Source organism: Streptomyces sp. NPDC001617, from assembly GCF_053596855.1.
Genome location: NZ_JBSFHA010000146.1, coordinates 1 through 14,221, shown reverse-complemented (window position 1 = coordinate 14,221; position 14,221 = coordinate 1). Strand labels below are relative to the sequence as shown.

Here is a 14,221-nt window from a genome sequence, read left to right as displayed (position 1 = left end):
ATCTGGCCGCTCTGCGCCGCCCCGCCCTGCGGCCCGTCGCCGCCGCGTGGACCGAGGATCCACCCTCGGGGTGGAAGCGCCCCTTCTCCGTGCCTGCCCTGGCTACAGGGCCACGCCCAACAGAGCGTCCACGGCCCGCGACACGACACCGGGGGCGCCGGTGTCCGTACCGCCCTGCTCCTCCTGCTGAGCGGCCCAGCGGTCGACCGCGGCGAGCGCGGCCGGGGCGTCGAGGTCGTTCGCGAGGGCCTCGCGGATCTCCTCGACGAGAGCCTCGGCGGCCGGGCCGTCGGGGCGGGAGACGGCGGCACGCCAGCGGCCGAGCCGGGCCACCGCGTCGGGCAGCACCTGGTCGGTCCACTCCCAGTCGGCCCGGTAGTGGTGGGCGAGCAGCGAGAGCCGTATGGCGGCGGGGTCGACGCCGTCGCGGCGCAGCTGCGACACGAAGACCAGGTTGCCCTTGGACTTGGACATCTTCTCGCCGTCGAGCGCGACCATGCCGGCGTGCACGTACGCCTTGGCCATCGGGAACTCGCCGGTGAGCACCTGGGCGTGCGAGGCGCCCATCTCGTGGTGCGGGAAGGCGAGGTCGGAGCCGCCGCCCTGGACGTCGAAGGTCATGCCGAGGTGGTCCAGTGCGATGGCGACGCACTCGATGTGCCAGCCGGGGCGCCCTCGGCCGAGCGAGCCGCCGTCCCAGCTGGGCTCGCCCTCGCGGGCGGCCATCCAGAGCATCGGGTCGAGCGGGTTCTTCTTGCCCGGGCGGTCCGGGTCGCCGCCACGCTCCGCGGAGAGGATGCGCATGGCGGCCGCGTCCAGGTTGGACACCTTGCCGAAGTGGGGGTCGGACTCGACGGAGAAGTAGATGTCGCCCTCGAGTTCGTAGGCGGCGCCCGCGTCCCGCAGCCGCTCGACGAGCGGCACGATGCCGGGTATCGCCTCGACCGCACCGATGTAGTGCTGCGGCGGCAGCATCCTGAGGGCGGTCATGTCCTCGCGGAAGAGGGCCGTCTCCTGCTCGGCGAGGGCGACCCAGTCGACGCCGTCACGCTCGGCCCGCTCCAGCAGCGGGTCGTCGACGTCGGTCACGTTCTGGACGTAGTGAACCTGCCGCTTGGTGTCGAGCCACACGCGCTGAACGAGGTCGAACGCGTTGTAGGTCGCCGCGTGACCCATGTGGGTCGCGTCGTACGGCGTGATGCCGCAGACGTAGAGACGGGCGACGGGACCGGGGTCGAGGGAGACCGGACCGCCGGTCGCGGTGTCGTGGATCCTCAGGTCGCGGCCCTGACCAGGCAGGGCGGGGACCTCGGAAGCGGGCCAGGCATGCATGTCATGAGCCTAACCGGACGGATGTTCCGTATACGAACCGGACCGGGCCGGATGGCCGGTAAGGCGTTCTTGCGCGGTACCGGCCAGTGTGCACCTACACGGGCGGCCACGGAATGGCCGGCCACTCCCCGCTCGGCTCCGGGTGCCTCCCGGACTTCAGCAGCGCTTCGACACGCGCGCGCGTGGCGTCCAGTTCAGGGCCTGTGATCAGCGCGGTCAGCCGCTCGGCGAGCGCCCCGGCGGGTCCGAGGGCCTCCTGGAGTCCCTTCAGGACCTCGACCGCCTCCGCGGTCAGCGGCTCTCCCGCCCATCCCCACAGGAGCGTCCGCAACTTGTTCTCGGTGTTGAAGGTCACTCCGTGGTCGATGCCGTAGAGCCGTCCGCCCCCGGCGGGCAGCAGATGGCCGCCCTTGCGGTCGGCGTTGTTGATGACCGCGTCCAGGACGGCGAGCCGACGCAGCCGCTCGTCGTCGGCGTGCACGAGCAGCGCCGTCCTGCCCTCGCCCACCTCCGCGAGGCCGATCGCCTTCCAGCCGTCCTCCGGCTCCTCGCCGTCCACGAGGGCCAGCAGCTCGCCGCCCGGCTCGTCCTCGATCCAGAGCTGGCACATGCCTTCGCCGAAGGGCCCGTCGCGCAGCACCGTGGTCGGCACCAGGCCCCAGCCGGTGGCCTCGGACACCTCGTACGCGGCGACCTCGCGCTGGGCCAGGGTGCCGTCCGGGAAGTCCCAGAGGGGACGCTCGCCGCGCACCGGCTTGTAGACGCAGGTGACCTCCTCGCCCCCGTGGGCGACGGAGCAGTACAGCACGGCGTTGGAGGCTTCCCGGATCTGCCCCCGGACAGTGAGCTCACCCCGGGTGAGCAGCTCGGCCGTGGTCACGCTCCGCGGCGGTATCCGTTCTGGCGCGGACATACGTGTCCTTCCGGGTCGAGCGGGAGGCTGCACAGCGGACACGGCGGCCGCCCGGCGTTGACGACGTCGAGGGCGCGCTTGGCGAAGGCTCTCGCCTGCGCGCCGGTCAGCCGGACCCGCAGCATCGGGGGTCCGTTCTCCTCGTCCTGCAGCAGGCGCTCCTCGGCCTCGGCGAGGTCCTCCTCGGACTCGGCGTCGAGCTCCACGAGGGCCTGCGCCTCGACGATCATGCGCTGTTCCTCGCCGTCCCAGGCGAGGGCCATGGTGCCGACCCGGAACTCCTCCTCGACGGGAGTGTCCAGAGGGTCGCTGTCGGAAATCTCGGTGGGCGCCACGGCCGGGACGGCGGCATTGCCGCCACTGCGCCGTACGACCTCGTCGAGCAGCTCGTCCATGCGCTCGGCGAGGGCGGCGACCTGGGTCTTCTCCAGGGCCACGCTGGTCACCCGGGAGCCTGCGATGGCCTGGAGGAAGAACGTACGGCGCCCGGGCAGCCCGACCGTACCGGCCACGAAGCGGTCCGGGGGGTCGTAGAGGAACACCTGACGGGACACGTCCTGTCTCCTGGAGTCGTGGATGGGTACGCCGCTACTGCGACCGCTTCACCCTACTGCTCCCGACGATCACGGTGCGCCCGCACCGCCCCCGACCGTGGCCTCGTCGGCCGGGGGTTCCTCGCGGGGCGCCAGGGACGCGAAGTCACCGGTGTCGCCGAGGCGTACGAGAAACGGCCTCAGGCGTGTGTAGCGGATCGCGGTGATGGAACACGGTTCGACGGAGATCCTCTGGAAGAGGTCGAGATGAAGTCCGAGTGCGTCCGCGACAAGGGACTTGATGATGTCGCCGTGCGAGCACATCAGGTAGACCGCGTCGGCGCCGTGATCGCGCTCCACGCGCGCGTTCCATTCACGGACCGCTTCGGCGGCGCGGGTCTGCATCGCGCGCATCGACTCGCCGCCGGGGAAGGCCGCGGCCGACGGGTGGGCCTGGACGACCTCCATCAGCGGCTCGTCCTTGAGTTCGGCGAGCTTGCGGCCGGACCAGTCGCCGTAGTGGGCCTCCCCGATCCGCTCGTCGGTGTGCGCGGTCAGCTCGGGCCGGGCGTCCAGGAGGGGCTGGATCGTCTCCTGACAGCGCTGCAGCGGGCTGCTGACCACCTCGGAGACCGGCAGCCCGGCGAGCCGCCCGGGCAGTGCGGCGGCCTGCGCGGCCCCGCGCTCGTCGAGCGCCACACCGGGCGTCCACCCGGCGAGCAGTCCCTCAGTGTTGGCGGTGGAACGTCCGTGCCGGACCAGGATCAACGTGGGCATGCGGCCAAGGGTAGGCGCACGAAGAGGTGCGCCCGCGCGCGTACGGCGGGACAATACGCTCCGTGATCGTCGACTGCGCCATCTACCGTGACGGGCGCCGGACGGAGGGCCCGGCGGATCTGTCGGACGCCCTCGCGCAGTGCCGCCGCGGGCGGGACGCGTTCGTGTGGATCGGTCTGTACGAGCCGACGGAGAAGGAGTTCGACCGGGTCACCGAGGAGTTCGGACTGCACCCGCTGGCCGTCGAGGACGCCCTCTCCGCCCATCAGCGGCCCAAGCTGGAGGTCTACGACGACTCGCTGTTCATGGTGATCAAGCCCGCCGGATACGAGGCGAAGAGCGACATCGTCACCTCCGGCGAGGTCATGGTGTTCGTCGGCGACTCGTTCGTGGTGACGGTGCGGCACGGCGATGAGGCGCCGCTCGCGGCCGTGCGGCACCGGCTGGAGGAGGAGCCGGAGATGCTCCGGCACGGCCCCACGGCGGTGCTGTACTCGATCGCCGACGCCGTCGTCGACCACTATGTGGAGGTGGCCGGCGAGCTGGGCACCGACCTGGAGGAGCTGGAGACGGAGGTCTTCTCGCCGACCGGCGGAGGCTCCCGGCACACGGCGTCCCGCATCTACGCCTTCAAACGGCAGATCCTGGAGTTCCGCCGGGCGACGGGCCCGCTGGCCCAGCCGCTGGACCGGCTCGCGGGCGGCGGCGTCTTCGGGGTCCGGGTGCCCTTCGTGCACGAGAAGGCGCAGCCCTTCTTCCGGGACGTGAGCGACCACCTCACGCGCGTGAACGAGTCCGTGGAGGGCCTGGACCGGCTGGTCTCGGACGTCCTGTCGGCGCACCTGGCGCAGATGAGCGTCCGGCAGAACGACGACATGCGGAAGATCTCCGCATGGGCGGCCATGGCCGCGATCCCCACGATGATCGCGGGGATCTACGGCATGAACTTCGACCACATGCCCGAGCTGCACTGGCTGTGGGCGTACCCGGCGGTGATCCTGGCGATGGCCGGCCTGGAGGTGCTGCTGTACCGGCTGTTCAAGCGCAAGGGCTGGCTGTAGGCCGGGGGACCGGCTCGGGCTCAGGCGAACTCGGGGGCTGTGCTCGCCGGTCCGCTGAGGGCGTTGCGCCGCTCCGGCATCCTCAGGCTCACCATCCGTCGCCAGCCGGCGAACCGCTCGTACGCGTACACGGCGTGGATGCCCGCGGTGAGGACGGCCGACCTGGCCCTGGTCCAGCCGAGGATGCGGCCCATGTGGTCCATGACGGCGAGGCTGACGTCCCGGTGGACGCGGATCTCCGCGAGGGCGCACTCCCGCAGCGTGCGCTGGATGGCCCCGCCGTGACCGGCGTGCGCGAAGCGCAGCAACTCCTCGTGGCAGTAGGCGAGGTGGTTGTCCTCGTCCTTGGAGATCATCCTGACCGCGCGGCCGAGGTCGGGGTGGTCGGCGAAGTGCCTGCGCAGGAGCTCCATCTGCTCGGAGGCGCGCTGTTCGGTGACCCTGCTGTGGGCGAGGTAGGTGACGATGTCCTGCACGGTCAGCGCCTCGTCGCTCCTGAGCTTCTCGTGGGCCAGGCCGATGCCCTGCCTCTCCAGGAGCATCGTGTAGTCGGTCTCGGGCGGGACCGGGACGGGCTCCAGACCGCGCTTCTTCATCAGGGCGTTGAAGATCCGCCCGTGCTTGTCCTCGTCGGCGCCGTGCCGGGTGATCTTCGGGGCGAGGGCGCGCTCGCTCTCCGGTACGAGCGCGGCGATGCGGCCGTTCTCCCAGCCTCCCTGCGACTCGCCGCTGGCCGCGATGGAGCAGAACAGCGCGAAGGACCGGTCGTCGTCGAGGATCTCCTGGAACAGACTCTTGGCCGAAAGCATCGTGGGCACCTCTCCGCAGGACTCACAGGATTCCGGAGCATTCCTCAGAGAACGAGTCAAATGCGGCACGAGGGGTGCTGCAACCGATGTGTCGGACAACTCCGCCAAAAGGACGATGTGCGGGGTCACATCGGGAGCGTAACCGCGCGCGTGTCGGCGCGTTGTTCCCCGTGACGGCCGTGGCGGGGAAGACCCCCGAGCCCCCACCACGGCCGCAGAAGATCTCCGCCGCACGGTTCCGTCCTGTTACGCCAGTCCGGCGCGCTCCAGGGCCTCGGTGCCGGCGCGGAGGGAGGCGATCCGCTCGTCGAGCGTGAAGCCCGCCGGGTTGAGGCTCAGGGTGGTGACTCCGGCCGCCGCGTACTCCTTCATCCGGTCCGCGATGCGGTCCACGGACCCGAGCAGCGTCGTCTGGTCGATCAGGTCGTGCGGGATCGCGGCCGCGGCGCCCTGCTTGTCGCCGGCCAGGTACTTCTCCTGGACCTCGGCGGCGGCCGCCTCGAAGCCCATGCGCTGGGCGAGCTGGTTGTAGAAGTTCTGCTTGGCGCTGCCCATGCCGCCGACGTACAGGGCGGTGTAGGGGCGGAAGGCGTCGGCGAGCGTGGGGACGTCCTTGTCCTCACCGACGGCGAGCGGGAGCGTCGGGTGGACGTCGAAGCCCTCCATCGTCCTGCCGGCCTTCTCGCGCCCCGCGCGCAGGTGCTTGATGGTGGTCTCCTCCAGGTGCTCGGCGGAGGGGAAGATCAGCAGGGCACCGTCGGCGATCTCGCCGGTCTGCTCCAGGTTCTTGGGGCCGATCGCGGCGATGTAGAGCGGGATGTACTCACGCTCGGGGTGCACGGTCAGCTTGATCGGCTTGCCCGGGCCACCGGGCAGCGGCAGCGTCCAGTGCTCGCCCTCGTACATCAGCCGCTCGCGCGTCATGGCCTTCCGTACGATCTCGACGTACTCACGCGTGCGTGCCAGCGGCTTGTCGAACTTGACGCCGTACCAGCCCTCGGAGACCTGCGGTCCCGAGACGCCGAGGCCGAGACGGAAGCGGCCGCCGGAGAGGGAGTCCAGGGTGGCGGCGGTCATCGCGGTCATCGCGGGCTGGCGGGCCGGGATCTGGAAGATCGCCGAGCCGACGTCGATGCGCTCGGTGTGGGCGGCGACCCAGCTGAGCACGGTGGCCGCGTCCGACCCGTAGGCCTCGGCGGCCCAGCACACGGCGTACCCGAGGCGGTCGGCCTCCTTGGCGACCTCCAGGTTGTCCGCGTCCATTCCGGCACCCCAGTAGCCGAGGTTGATCCCGAGCTGCATGCCGATCCCCTTACCGATCAGTAACGTCCCTGTTGCCCCGACAGTAGCGCGAGGCGCGCGACCTCGGGCAGTCGCGTTGCGCACAGTGCCGAGCAGCCGGGGGTGACCGGCCATGCCAACAGCGCTGCCCCTTGGGGAAACTGCTCGTCCACAGGCCCCCACACGGCAGGTTCAGGCCAGTAATGTCGGCGTTCATGGAGCAGAGGCATCTCGGTCGGACCGGCCTTCGTGTGTCCCGTATCGGACTCGGCACCCTCACCTGGGGCAGGGACACCGACGAGCACGACGCCGCGGACCTCTTGAAGACGTTCTGGGAGGCGGGTGGCAGCCTCGTCGACACGGCGGACGTGTACGGCGACGGAGAGGCCGAGTACCTGCTGGGACGCCTCATAGAAGGCCTGGTCCCGCGCCGGGACCTGGTGATCTCCACCAAGGCGGGCAGTGTGCCGGACCCCGACCGCCGCTTCGACGGCTCCCGGGGCCATCTCCTCTCCGCTCTCGACGCCTCGCTCGCCCGCCTCGGCACCGACTACGTCGACGTCTGGCACATCCATGCCTACGACCCCTGCACCCCGCTCGACGAGACCCTCCAGGCCCTCGACCTCGCGGTCAGCAGCGGCCGGGCCCGCTATGCCGGTGTCTCCAACTTCTGCGGCTGGCAGCTCGCCAAGGCGGGGACATGGCAGCTGGCGGCGCCGGGCATCCGGACCCGGCTCGCCAGCACGCAGATGGAGTACTCGCTGCTGCAGCGGGGCGTGGAGCGCGAGGTGCTGCCGGCCGCCCTCGACCTGGGCATCGGCCTGCTCCCCTCCTCCCCCCTCGGCCGCGGCGTCCTGACCGGCAAGTACCGGGGCGACGCCATGCCGCCCGACTCGCGCGGCGCCTCGGAACACCTCGCCCCCTTCGTCGCCCCGTACCTCGACGACACCGCGAGCCACATCGTCGAGGCCGTCCAGACCGCGGCGGACGGCCTCGCCGTGACGCCCCTTCAGGTGGCCCTCGCCTGGATCCGCGACCGTCCCGGCGTGGCCGCCCCCATCATCGGTCCGCGCAACGCGCAGCAGCTCACGGCGGCATTGTCAGTGGAGGCCCTTAGTCTTCCTGACGAGATCTGCCGGGCGCTCGACGATGTGTCGGCGCCCGTGCACCGCTATCCCGATCACGACTGGAGCACGCTGTGAGCACGGAGCCTGAGGAGACGGAGCCGGGGACGCCGGGGGCCGCGCCGGAGGGCGACGCCGGAGGAGGCGCCGACGCCGCGGACGGCGGCCCTGCGGGCGTGGACCACGAGGCGGAAGCCGCGGGTGCCGGCGAGAACGCGAAGGCCGCGGACGGCGACACCGACGGCACGACCGCCGCGGACGGTGCCGAGGGCAAGGGCGGTGACGGCGCGTCCGCGTCGCAGCCGTCCGAGGCCGAGGCCGAGTTGGCCGCCCAGCGGCTCGAGCGGGAGCGGATCGAGCGGCGGAAGGCCGAGAAGCAGGGGCCCATCGAGGCCGGCGGCAAGCTGAGCGGGAAGGCCGCCGATCTGCTGGCTGCCGTGCGGGCGGTGGAGAGCGGTGCGAAGCCCGTGGCCACCGTTTTCGCCGACCCCGAGCCGACTCCGCGCCGGCCCGCTCCGGAGCCGGTGAGCCGACCGCAGCCGACACCTCAGGCCGCCGTACCCGCGGCTCCCGCGGCGGAGTCCGTCGACGCGGTGCGGGGCGTGCTGACCGACGGGGGCGCACCGGACTCGCTCGCGCCGCAGGTCGCCGCCGCGCTCGGCGAGGGCGCGGACGGACGCCTCCGGGCCGACCCCTGGCTGCTGCTGCGGGTCGGTGGAGTACGCCCGGAGCAGGCCGACGGTTTCGCACGGGCGCTGCTCGGCGCGGAGACCGGTCCCGACGACGAGCGACGGGGCCGGGCGCTGACGGGCTGGCTGCTGGAGCAGGCGGCCCTGGCCGGGCACACGGCACTGGAGATGCCGACGCTCACCGCCGCGCTGGCCCAGCGGGGCGTGCCGGACGCCGACGAGGCCGTACAGCACTCCGTCGCGGAGGGCGAGGCCCTGGTCTTCCAGGACGCCCTCGACCCTCGTGCCCCGGAACCGGAACAGGGCGAGGACGCCGAGGAGGGTCAGGAGCGGCCCGTCCGCATCCTCGTCGGCCTCGAACGCTACGCCCTCGCCGAGGAGAGCCTCGCCGACGGTCTGGCCCGCCTGATCAACTCGGTGCCGAAGGAGGACGGTTCGGCGGAGGAGTGGGAGCGGGCGGCAGAGACGACGAAGGGTTCCACCGCCGAGCTGATCCGCGCGGCGGCGGCCCACGGCGTCGCACTGCACACGGGCGGCGAGGCGTCCCTGACGGAACCGGCGACGCTGCTGCGGGTCGCGGCCGGTCTGGGACTGCGGGCCTGGGCGGCTGCGCACAGCCCGGTGGGCCGGGACCGCTTCGCGAGGCTGCTGGGCGGGGCGAGCGGGACCGCAGGGGGCGGCGACCCTGCCGACGGCGACGGCCGGACACCGGGCGACCCCACGGCCGACGGCAGCACGCCGACCGGCACCCCGACGTCCGGACAAGCGTCGGCCTCCTCCCCCGTCACCACCGTCGCCGGTCTCCTCTCCGGCGCCGAAGGTCCCGGTCGGGATGGCGACGGCGCTCTCGACCTCGACCTCCTCGTCGTGCTCGACGCACCTCAACTGGACGTCGAGACAGCCGCGTTGGTCGCCGAGTCGCTGCCCGACGGGGCTCGGCTGGTGCTGGCCGGTGACCCGGCGGTGCTGTGGTCGGCCGGCCCGGGGCGGGTGTTCGCGGATCTGCTGGCGGCGAGGGTCTGCCCGCAGGTCGCCTCGCGGGTGCCGGACGTCGGCCCCCTCGGCGAGCTGGTCTCCGGCATCGGCATCGGAGAGCTGCACCATGTCGACGCCCCCGGCAAGGAGGTCATGATCGTGCCCGTCCGCGACGCGGGCGAGGCCGTGCACCGGACCGTGCAGCTGGTCGCCGACTCGGTGCCGCGCGCGATCGGCATCCCGCCCGAGCAGACCCAGGTGATCACCCCGGGCCACGGCGGCGCGGCAGGCACCCGCGCCCTCAACGCGGCCCTCAAGGAACGCCTCAACCCCGGCCCCGGCCGCTTCGCCGGCTTCGACCCCGGCGACCGCGTCGCCTACTCCCCCGCCCCCGGCCGCACCCTGCCGGGCCACGTGGTGAAGGCCGACGCGGCCGGACTGCACCTGTCGTGCGCCGGCGCCGACGTGGTCGTGCCGAAGGAGCGGGTGGAGCAGTCCGTGCGACTCGGGTGGGCGCTGACCGCGCACCAGTCGGTGGGCGCCCGATGGCCGGCGGTGGTCGTAGTGCTACCGGGAGACGCCGGCCAGGCCCTGAACCGCCCCTGGGTCTACACCGCGTTCAGCCGAGCGGACCGCCACCTCTCAGTGGTCCACGGCGTGGAACAGGCCCTCCCGAAGGCAGTGTCGGAGATCCCGCCCAAGCCCCGCACCACCCGCCTCCCCGTCCTGCTGGCCAGCCAGTTGCCGACCTCTTAGGGGCGCGGGGAACTGGGCGGAACGGCGCAAGAACGCGAAAGCGGCGGTCACGGACACACTCCGTGACCGCCCCCGCCGGCAGGCGTTACGCCTCGACGTCCAGCGGCTCCAGATCCTCGTCGTCATCCAACTCGTCGTCGAACACCGCACTGACGTCGAACCGGCACACCACCCGCTGCGGATCAACCGCGTCGAACGGCACCTCCAGCCACTCCCCCGCCTCCGCGGGATCGTCCGCCGCCGTCACCCACAGTGTCGAGTCCCCCTCCTCCAGCCCGAACTCCTTGTGCCGCGAAGCGATCTCGTCCGGCTCGAACTCACCGAACAGCACCCCCAGCGCCCCCGGCACCGTCCCGGACGCCTCCCCGTCCTCTGCGTCCGCCGCCTCCACCCGCTGCGCCTGTGCCAGCAACCGCTGCGGCTCCACCACTGCGTAGTCGCGGCGGATCAGCACGCTGACCGCGTGCGGCTCCTCGGGGCCCGTGTACGGCGGAAGCGCGTCCTCGGCACCGGGGATCTCGAAGGGTGTCACCTCGTCGTGGCGTTCGTAGAGCAGCTCGTCGTACGCCTCGGCGGCCGCCGCCAGCTGGTTGAACGCCTCATAGACGGCCGGGTCGTCCTCCCCGGACCGGCGTTCGACGGCCGCCAGGTGGCGGTCGAGCGCGGTCTTGACCGCCTCGGCGGCGGCTCGTACCTCGGCAGCGGTGGGCTGCGCAGCATCAGACATAGTGCAGACGCTATCCGTACCGGGCCCCAGCCCGCACAATAGATGCGATGCCGGAATACGAATTTGTCGACGTGTACGTACCGCGCGGGGTCTCCCGCAAGGACGCCACACGCCTGCTGACGGACCATGCCGAGTACGGACACTGGGAGTTGGACCGCCTCAGTCTGATGCGCGACGGCAGCCGCAGGGTGCGGTTGCGCCGGCGGATCATCCGCCAGGTGCGTGCCACGTGGTGAGCTGAGGCGGCGACATGATCGCCGGAAACGGAGCGGGCCCCGCCGAGGCGGGGCCCGCTCCGTGATGCGTGTCACTCGGTACTACGCCGACGCACGCGCCTTGCGGTAGAGCACCGTGCCCGCGAGCAGCGCCCCGGCTCCGACCGGGAGCACGATGCCCAGCGGCAGGTCGCTGCCGGTGTGCGCGAGCTGCGCGACGGCCTCGGGCTGGCCGAGCGACTGGGCGCCCGGCTGGTTGACGTGCGAGGAGCCGCCCGGCGTGTGGCCGCTCGTGCCGGGAGGTGTGCTCGGGCTGCCGGGGTGGCCGGGCTGGGAAGGCGTGCCCGGATGGCCCGGCTGACCGGGGTTGCCCGGCTGTCCCGGCGTCCCGTTCCCGGGCGGTGTCGTCCCGTGGCCGCCTCCCGGAGGCGTCGAGCGCCCGCCGCCCGAACCGCCGCCGTTGGCGCAGTCGTTGCCGGTGGTGGAGTCGCCGACGCCGACGACGTTCACACTGTTGCCGCAGGCGTTGACCGGCACGTCGATCGGCACCTGGACATGGTTGCCGGAGCCGACGCCGGGCGAGTCACTGCTGTGGCCGCCGGCCTGCGAGCCGCCGGAGCCCGAGTCGCCGCCGCCGGTGTTGCCGCATGTGTTGCCCACCGCCGGGTTGAGGACGCCGACCACATTGACGGTGTTGCCGCAGACGTTCACCGGGATGTGCACCGGAACCTGCACCGTGTTGCCCGACAGCACGCCGGGCGAGTTCGAGGCGCTGCCGCTCGCCCCCGAGTCGGCGTGCGCGGCGCCGCTCGCGGCGGCGAGTACGCCGGTCGCGGCCGCGACGGTCATCAGGCCCTTGCGGGTTGCCTGTCGCATTGTTGAATTCCCCTGCCTTGGTTCCTGACCTGGAAGGTCCGGTCGGCTCCGGAGCGCATGGCGCACGCCCCGGAGCCGACGGGCGTGAAACGGACGGCCTCAGCGGGCCGACGTCACTGGTTGATGCAGGTGTTGCCGAAGGCGGGGTTCAGCAGCCCGATCACGGAGACCGTGTTGCCGCAGACGTTCACCGGGATGTGCACCGGAACCTGAACAACGTTGCCGGAAACGACACCCGGGGAATTCACCGCAGCCCCCTGAGCGCCGGCGTCGGCGACGGCCAGGCCCGCACCCGCGAGAACCAGACCACCAGTGGCAGCCGCAGCAGCGACGACCTTCTTGATCATTATTCCTCCTTGTTGGCAATGCGATCCCAAGTAGCGGATCGCATCACCTGTAACGAGGAGGGAGTAATGGAGCTACGACCTTATGAGCGCATTCACTCTTCTCAGTCAGTTCCGCACACGCAGCCGATTACGGAGATCACGACGCGGCAAGATGCGACAAAATGCGTCACGACGCGTCGATGAAACGGTCGAGCACGCGCACGCCGAACTTCAGGCCGTCGACCGGCACCCGCTCGTCCACACCGTGGAACATGCCCGCGAAGTCCAGCTCCGGGGGCAGCTTGAGGGGCGCGAAGCCGAAGCCGCGGATGCCGAGGTCGTCGAAGGACTTGGCGTCCGTACCGCCGGAGAGCATGTACGGGATCGCCTTCGCGGTCGGGTCCTCGGCCAGCAGCGAGGACTGCATGGCCTCGACCAGGGCGCCGTCGAAGGAGGTCTCCAGCGCCTTGTCGGAATGCACGTCCGAGCGCCGCACCTGGGGACCGAGGATCTTGTCGAGGTCGGCGAGGAACTCCTCCTCGTACCCCGGCAGGAAGCGCCCGTCGACGTGCGCGGTGGCCTCGCCCGGGATGACGTTGACCTTGTAACCGGCGCCCAGCTGGGTCGGGTTGGCGGTGTTGCTGAGGGTCGCGCCGATGAGCTTGGCGATGCCACCGAGCCGGGCGAGCGTCGACTCCATGTCCTCCGGGTCGAGCTCGGTGCCGAGCGCGTCGCCGAGCTCGTCGAGGAAGGCCCGGGTGGTCTTGGTGACGCGCACCGGGAACGTGTGCCGGCCGAGCCGGGCGACCGCCTCCGACAGCTCGGTGATCGCGTTGTCCCGGTGGATCATCGAGCCGTGCCCGGCGGTCCCGGCCACGGTCAGCTTCATCCAGTGCATGCCCTTCTCGGCCGTCTGGATCAGATAGAGCCGCCGCTCCTCACTCACCGTGAACGAGAACCCGCCCACCTCGCTGATCGCCTCGGTCACGCCCTCGAAGAGGTCCGGGTGGCGGTCGACCAGGTGCCGGGCGCCGTAGGTACCACCCGCCTCCTCGTCGGCGAGGAAGGCGAGGACGATGTCGCGCGGGGGCCGGCGCCCGCTGCGCAGCCGGTCGCGGACGACCGCCAGCGTCATCGCGTCCATGTCCTTCATGTCGACGGCGCCACGCCCCCACACGCACCCGTCGGTGACTTCTCCGGAGAAGGGGTGGTGGGTCCAGTCGTCGGCATGGGCCGGTACGACGTCCAGGTGGCCGTGGATCAGCAGCGCGGGCCGGGACGGGTCATCGCCCTCGATGCGGGCCACCGTGGAGGCGCGCCCCGGGTGCGACTCGAAGATCTTCGGCTCCAGGCCCACCTCGGCGAGCTTCCCGGCGACGTACTCGGCCGCCTTGCGCTCGCCCGGACCCGAATGGTCGCCGTAGTTGCTGGTGTCGAAGCGGATCAGCTCGCTGCAGAGGTCCACGACCTCGTCCTCGCCGGTGACGCCCCTGGTCGTGTCCGTGTCGCTCACGCTGCTTCCTCCCGCTGTCACTGCTGGTGGTTCCCCTCATCCTCCCTCTCCCCCGGGCCGCACCCCAAGACCGGGACCGGCCCGTCACACGCCGTTCACGCGGGGCCCGGGGCGCGACGGGGGGGGTGATCGGGGACCCTCGAAAGCCTGGTAATGTTTCCTTCGTCGCCGCGGGGGAAACCCCGCACGACAGACACCTTGTCCGGGTGGCGGAATGGCAGACGCGCTAGCTTGAGGTGCTAGTGCCCTTTATCGGGCGTGGGGGTTCAAGTCCCCCCTCGGACACCACAGGAACCGTGCGGACCGAAGTCGAC

Annotated in this window: 14 protein-coding genes and 1 tRNA gene; 5 read left to right on the top strand and 10 right to left on the bottom strand. The window is 71.7% G+C overall.

The window, feature by feature from the left end:
* Positions 1–102: 102 nt before the first annotated feature.
* The 4 genes from mshC to ACWC09_RS50740 all read right to left on the bottom strand — a co-directional run bounded on the left by mshC (position 103) and on the right by ACWC09_RS50740 (position 3,555).
* Complete coding sequence (gene mshC / locus ACWC09_RS50755) at positions 103–1,332, bottom strand: cysteine--1-D-myo-inosityl 2-amino-2-deoxy-alpha-D-glucopyranoside ligase (protein WP_450858912.1); 1,230 nt, start codon at positions 1,330–1,332, stop codon at positions 103–105.
* A 94-nt stretch (positions 1,333–1,426) separates the two neighbouring features.
* Positions 1,427–2,245 carry an SCO1664 family protein gene (locus ACWC09_RS50750; RefSeq protein WP_450858910.1) on the bottom strand — a complete coding sequence of 273 codons (819 nt, stop codon included), beginning with the start codon at positions 2,243–2,245 and terminating at the stop codon, positions 1,427–1,429.
* Positions 2,209–2,799: a DUF3090 domain-containing protein gene (locus ACWC09_RS50745; RefSeq protein ID WP_450858908.1), complete on the bottom strand. Its 591-nt coding sequence runs from the start codon at positions 2,797–2,799 to the stop codon at positions 2,209–2,211. Before ACWC09_RS50745 ends, ACWC09_RS50750 begins: the two co-directional genes overlap by 37 nt.
* A 69-nt stretch (positions 2,800–2,868) precedes the next feature.
* Positions 2,869–3,555, bottom strand: coding sequence for a histidine phosphatase family protein (locus ACWC09_RS50740; RefSeq protein WP_450858906.1), 687 nt, complete (start codon positions 3,553–3,555; stop codon positions 2,869–2,871).
* A gap of 62 nt (positions 3,556–3,617) precedes the next feature.
* Here ACWC09_RS50740 and corA point away from each other — a divergent pair, with 62 nt between their 5' ends.
* The gene (corA, locus tag ACWC09_RS50735) at positions 3,618–4,616 is read left to right on the top strand and encodes a magnesium/cobalt transporter CorA (protein ID WP_450858905.1); all 999 of its coding nucleotides are present in this window, start codon (positions 3,618–3,620) and stop codon (positions 4,614–4,616) included.
* 20 nt (positions 4,617–4,636) lie between these two features.
* On the opposite strand, the gene ACWC09_RS50730 is transcribed toward corA, so the two are convergent.
* Both ACWC09_RS50730 and ACWC09_RS50725 read right to left on the bottom strand, forming a co-directional pair.
* Positions 4,637–5,425: a ferritin-like domain-containing protein gene (locus ACWC09_RS50730; protein WP_450858903.1), complete on the bottom strand. Its 789-nt coding sequence runs from the start codon at positions 5,423–5,425 to the stop codon at positions 4,637–4,639.
* Between the two features lie 246 nt (positions 5,426–5,671).
* Positions 5,672–6,727 (bottom strand): LLM class F420-dependent oxidoreductase, encoded by a 1,056-nt coding sequence (locus tag ACWC09_RS50725; protein ID WP_450858902.1) that lies wholly within the window; start codon positions 6,725–6,727, stop codon positions 5,672–5,674.
* Positions 6,728–6,921: 194 nt separating this feature from the next.
* Here ACWC09_RS50725 and ACWC09_RS50720 point away from each other — a divergent pair, with 194 nt between their 5' ends.
* Together ACWC09_RS50720 and ACWC09_RS50715 are read left to right on the top strand one after the other, a co-directional pair.
* Positions 6,922–7,908 (top strand): aldo/keto reductase, encoded by a 987-nt coding sequence (locus ACWC09_RS50720; RefSeq protein ID WP_450858900.1) that lies wholly within the window; start codon positions 6,922–6,924, stop codon positions 7,906–7,908.
* Positions 7,905–10,250, top strand: coding sequence for an ATP-binding domain-containing protein (locus ACWC09_RS50715; protein WP_450858898.1), 2,346 nt, complete (start codon positions 7,905–7,907; stop codon positions 10,248–10,250). The genes ACWC09_RS50720 and ACWC09_RS50715 overlap by 4 nt, the downstream gene beginning before the upstream one ends.
* An 85-nt stretch (positions 10,251–10,335) precedes the next feature.
* On the opposite strand, the gene ACWC09_RS50710 is transcribed toward ACWC09_RS50715, so the two are convergent.
* A complete protein-coding gene (locus ACWC09_RS50710) occupies positions 10,336–10,977 on the bottom strand; it encodes a hypothetical protein (RefSeq protein WP_450858896.1) in 642 nt (213 codons plus the stop codon).
* Between the two features lie 47 nt (positions 10,978–11,024).
* Here ACWC09_RS50710 and ACWC09_RS50705 point away from each other — a divergent pair, with 47 nt between their 5' ends.
* Entirely contained in the window at positions 11,025–11,213 is a 189-nt protein-coding gene (locus ACWC09_RS50705) for a DUF5703 family protein (protein ID WP_007380901.1), read from the top strand.
* 81 nt (positions 11,214–11,294) lie between these two features.
* On the opposite strand, the gene ACWC09_RS50700 is transcribed toward ACWC09_RS50705, so the two are convergent.
* The 3 genes from ACWC09_RS50700 to ACWC09_RS50690 all read right to left on the bottom strand — a co-directional run bounded on the left by ACWC09_RS50700 (position 11,295) and on the right by ACWC09_RS50690 (position 13,907).
* The gene (locus ACWC09_RS50700) at positions 11,295–12,068 is read right to left on the bottom strand and encodes a chaplin (protein ID WP_450858894.1); all 774 of its coding nucleotides are present in this window, start codon (positions 12,066–12,068) and stop codon (positions 11,295–11,297) included.
* A gap of 113 nt (positions 12,069–12,181) precedes the next feature.
* The gene (chpH, locus tag ACWC09_RS50695; protein ID WP_450858892.1) at positions 12,182–12,415 is read right to left on the bottom strand and encodes a chaplin ChpH; all 234 of its coding nucleotides are present in this window, start codon (positions 12,413–12,415) and stop codon (positions 12,182–12,184) included.
* 166 nt (positions 12,416–12,581) lie between these two features.
* Positions 12,582–13,907 carry a M20/M25/M40 family metallo-hydrolase gene (locus ACWC09_RS50690; RefSeq protein WP_450858890.1) on the bottom strand — a complete coding sequence of 442 codons (1,326 nt, stop codon included), beginning with the start codon at positions 13,905–13,907 and terminating at the stop codon, positions 12,582–12,584.
* A gap of 200 nt (positions 13,908–14,107) precedes the next feature.
* On the opposite strand from ACWC09_RS50690, the gene ACWC09_RS50685 reads away from it, so the two are divergent.
* Positions 14,108–14,195: transfer RNA gene (locus tag ACWC09_RS50685), tRNA-Leu, on the top strand.
* Positions 14,196–14,221 lie beyond the last annotated feature (26 nt).